The sequence below is a fragment of the Halorubrum sp. SD612 genome (genome assembly GCF_002135005.1).
The window spans coordinates 1-3,370 of sequence record NZ_NEWI01000220.1 but is presented as its reverse complement, the minus strand read 5'-3'; the positions used below and the strand labels follow the sequence as shown (position 1 = coordinate 3,370).

4 protein-coding genes and 1 pseudogene are annotated in these 3,370 nt (G+C 72.4%); 2 read left to right on the top strand and 3 right to left on the bottom strand.

What is annotated here, in order from left to right; genetic code table 11:
* Window positions 1-373: pseudogene (locus B9G38_RS15385) on the top strand (phosphoesterase); the annotation flags it as partial.
* A gap of 74 nt (window positions 374-447) precedes the next feature.
* A complete protein-coding gene (locus B9G38_RS15380; RefSeq protein ID WP_086220957.1) occupies window positions 448-1,026 on the top strand; it encodes a putative phosphothreonine lyase domain-containg protein in 579 nt (192 codons plus the stop codon).
* Between the two features lie 33 nt (window positions 1,027-1,059).
* Here B9G38_RS15380 and B9G38_RS15375 read toward each other — a convergent pair whose 3' ends face one another.
* From B9G38_RS15375 to B9G38_RS15365, 3 genes are all read right to left on the bottom strand, one after another.
* The gene (locus tag B9G38_RS15375; protein ID WP_086220956.1) at window positions 1,060-1,506 is read right to left on the bottom strand and encodes a hypothetical protein; all 447 of its coding nucleotides are present in this window, start codon (window positions 1,504-1,506) and stop codon (window positions 1,060-1,062) included.
* Window positions 1,503-2,663 carry a 3-ketoacyl-CoA thiolase gene (locus B9G38_RS15370; RefSeq protein ID WP_086220955.1) on the bottom strand — a complete coding sequence of 387 codons (1,161 nt, stop codon included), beginning with the start codon at window positions 2,661-2,663 and terminating at the stop codon, window positions 1,503-1,505. Before B9G38_RS15370 ends, B9G38_RS15375 begins: the two co-directional genes overlap by 4 nt.
* Window positions 2,664-2,763: 100 nt before the next feature.
* A partial coding sequence (locus tag B9G38_RS15365; protein WP_143415516.1) for a bacteriorhodopsin occupies window positions 2,764-3,370 on the bottom strand: 607 nt, incomplete at its 5' end.

The window sequence follows — 3,370 nt, the reverse complement described above, 5'->3', positions numbered from 1 at the left end:
GGGAGCCGGTGTCGCCGTCGGCAACGGCCACACGTGGCCGGACCCGGACCTCCTCGACGGCGACGTGATCTGTACCGGCCACGAGCACCCGCAGGTCCGACTGGAGGACGCGGTCGGCGGATCGCGCGTCGAGCGCGCGTGGCTTCGCGGCGAAGTCGATCCCGCGGCGTTCGCGGAAGGCGGCGGAAACGAGCGGGACGGGTCCGACCCGCCCGAACTCGTCGTCTTCCCCGCGTTCAACGAGCGGTCCGGCGGGACGTGGGTGAACGTCAAGGGGCAGTCGTTCCTCGCGCCGTACCTCCCCGCGGCGCTGCCCGCCGCGGACGCGTACCTCCTCGACGGGACGCGGCTCGGCGACTACCGCGCCGTCTGAGTCCCGCGGGTCGGCCGTCCTTCCGCCCCCGCCGGCGGCGGGACCGTTTTCCTCGCCGACGCGGAACCCATCCCATGGTCACCGACCGCTCGCCCACCGCGATAGAGGAGTCCGGGCGGCACTGGCTCCGCGTCAAGCACGTGACCGGGTTCCCCCGACAGGCCCGCGACGCGTACTTCCCGAACCACGACGTGACGCGGCCGGCCGCGACGACCGAGGCGGACCTACCGGAGGTCGACCGAGCGCGGGCGGACGCGCTCCCGGCCGACCCCGAGACCGTCCGCGACGCCGACCGCCTCGCGCTGGAGACGACCTACCTGAGCGGGAAGTGGCTCGTCGAGCGCCCCGCCGCGACGGTCGACGAGCTCTGGGAAGCGGTGGTCGAGGACGTCGCGGCCGGGCGGCTCTGGGACGCGAAGGTCACGACCCGCGCCGGTCGCGAGGCGTTCGGCGAGACGGCCCACGCGGTGCTGGTGTTCACGCCGAACTACTTCGACCGTGACGACGTCGACCGCGTGCGGTGTCGGCTCAGGGCGGTCCACGGCGTGACCGAGGCGATCCGGTACCGCCCCGACGTGTACACGCTCGACGGGGTCCGCGAGGAGCGGCTCGGCGCGCTCGCCGACTCCGACGCGGCGCGGTTCCGGACCTGAGTCGCCGCGAGTCCGCGCTGGTGCGCCGCCGACCTACTCAACCGGCCGGAACCGGAACCCGTCCCAGTCCTGGCTCTCCGGCTCGCGGATGCCGGCGCCCGGCTCGCGGAGCTCGTCGGCGTAGACCGGCTCGACGCGGTCGCCGATGTCGACGCCGAACGCCTCCCCGGAGCCGTCCCCGCGCTCCGCGACCTGTCCGAGCGCGCGGACCGGCGGCCCGTCGTAGCCGTCGCCCATCTCGAACTCGACGATCGCGAGGGTGTTCGGCTCGCGGACGCCCGGCGGCGTCGCGGTCGAGGTCGTCCACGTGACGACCCGACCCTCGCGCTCGCGGAGGTCGACCGTCCCGACGCGCTCGGCGCCGTTCGGGCCCACGGTGTGGGGCGGGTAGGTGACGGTGCCGTCCGCGTACTCCGCCGCCTCGAAGGTCGGTTCCGTGCTCTCCCCCTCGTCGGCCTCGGCCGTATCGTTCTCGCTCATTGGCTTCCCTCCAGAATCGTCGTGGTCACGCAGTTCCCGAACCCGCCGACGTTACAGGCGAGGCCCGTGTCGGCCTCGACCTGTCGCGGGCCGGCGTCGCCCGTGACCTGCTTGACTATCTCGTACACCTGCGCGACGCCGCTGGCCCCGAGCGGGTGGCCCTTCGACTTGAGCCCGCCCGAGGTGTTGATCGGGAGGTCGCCGTCGCGGTCGGTGACGCCCTCTTCGACCGCCTTCCACCCCTCGCCCTTCTCGAAGAAGCCGAGGTCTTCGCTCTGGAGGAACTCCAGGATCGTGAACATGTCGTGGAGCTCCGCCACGTCGACGTCGTCCGGGCCGACCCCGGCCATCTCGTATGCGATATCGGAGGAGTCGGCCACGCCGCCCATCGTCGTCGGGTCCGCGCGCTCGTGGACGACGTGGGTGTCGGTCGCGCCGCCGATGCCGCTGATTACGGCGTAGTTCCCGTCGGGCGCGTACTCCTCGGCGACCGACTCGGGACAGAACACGAGCGCCGCGGAGCCGTCCGTGATCGGACAGAAGTCGTACAGTCGGAGCGGGTCGGCGACTATCGGCGAGTCGAGGACCGTGTCGAGGTCGACCTCCTTCCGGAACTGCGCGTGGGGGTTGTCCACGCCGTTCCTGTGGTTCTTCACCGCGACCTTCCCGAGGCTCTCGCGGGGCGCGTCGTAGGTGTCGAGGTAGAGGCGGGCGGTGAGCCCCGCGAACGAGGGGAGCGTCACGCCCTGTTTGTACTCCACCGGGTGCGTGAGCGACGCGATCACGTCCGTCGCCTCCGCGGTCGACCGGTGGGTCATCTTCTCGCCGCCGACGAGCATGGTGAGGTCGCTCGCGCCGGAGGCGACCGACTGCCACGCGGCGTACACGCCCGCGCCGCCCGACGAGGAGGTCTGATCGATCCGCGCGGTGTAGGCGGGGGTGGCCGCCAGGTCGTGGGCGAGCGCGTTCGGGACGCCGGTCTGGCCCTCGAACTCGCCGCTGGCCATGTTCGAGACGTACAGGTGATCGAGGTCGTCGCCGTCGACGCCGGCGTCGTCGAGCGCGGCCGCGCCCGCCTCCGCCAGCAGCTCCCGCACCCAGGCGTCGCGCTGCCCGAACCGGGTCATCGACGCGCCGACGATCGCTACGCGTTCCATACCGCTGGGTCCGTCGCAGTCGCCTAAAACGTACCTCTCTGCGGTCGCCGTCGTCGGGGGTCGCCTCGACCCGGTCGGCGGGCGGGAGGCCCGCGAGGCCTCAGTCGGCCCCGGTCGGCGTCTCGTCGCCGAGCGACGGGGCCGCGTCGTCGCGGTCCGCGGCCGCGGCGGACACCACGTCCGTGAACGCCTGCCGCCGCGCGTAGAAGAAGTAGACGTACGGCACCTTCGCCAACACGTCGAGGAACGCGTACGTCAGCGCGACGCCCACCGCGCCGGTGAACCCGATCCCCGACGGGCCCATCAGCCAGACGAACGGGTACGCCAGCCAGAGGAGCCCGACGTGGTTCTTGAGCAGGCTGAACAGCCCCCGCTGCATCGGGTCGTCGGGCACTGACCGCGGGAACACCACGTACAGGTAGACGAACAGCGAGAGGTGGAACAGCGCCGAGACGCCGAACAGCGCCCACCTGAGCGTCCCCCCGGCGACGACCGCGCCGGCCCCGAACGCGATCATCAGCGCGTCGGCGATCATCACGCCCGCGATGGCGCGGCGCGACGCGCCGGCGACGTCGCCCATGAACCCGACGAGCAACGCCGTGGTGCCGATCCAGCCGCCGTAGCGGAGCCCGACCAGCTCCATCCCGTTGCCCGCCACGGTGCCGATTCCGACCGACATTCCGACGTACGTGAGCCCGCCCAACCCG

Bases quoted from the DNA above. Each gene is read 5' to 3' on its own strand.
- B9G38_RS15375 (WP_086220956.1), bottom strand. From the start codon at position 1,506: ATGAGCGAGAACGATACGGCCGAGGCCGACGAGGGGGAGAGCACGGAA.
- B9G38_RS15380 (WP_086220957.1), top strand. From the start codon at position 448: ATGGTCACCGACCGCTCGCCCACCGCGATAGAGGAGTCCGGGCGGCAC.
- B9G38_RS15370 (WP_086220955.1), bottom strand. From the start codon at position 2,663: ATGGAACGCGTAGCGATCGTCGGCGCGTCGATGACCCGGTTCGGGCAG.